Raw genomic sequence first — 223 nt, forward strand, 5'->3', positions numbered from 1 at the left:
TGATGGGCAACGGTTCACCATCGGTGGCGGATGATGGCACTCAAACTGATGTTCCTACAGTCGTCGCAGAAACACCTACGAATGGGGGGACACCTGCTCGTCCGCCTGTCGCGGCGAAGACCACAAACACGCCTTCAATGTCACAGACGGATGGCGTGCCTACGGAAGACATCCCTGCGATAGAAGTGCCTGAGGCGAATGCTGCGCAAGGATACACTGGCCG

The 223-nt window shown here is 57.8% G+C and carries 1 protein-coding gene; it reads left to right on the plus strand.

The window, feature by feature from the left end; genetic code table 11:
* The coding region (locus KO533_RS22520) for a hypothetical protein (protein WP_219256198.1) at positions 1 to 223 on the plus strand (223 nt) is incomplete at both ends.

The organism is Shewanella sp. NKUCC05_KAH, from assembly GCF_019345585.1.
Classification (GTDB): Bacteria; Pseudomonadota; Gammaproteobacteria; order Enterobacterales; family Shewanellaceae; genus Shewanella; species Shewanella oncorhynchi.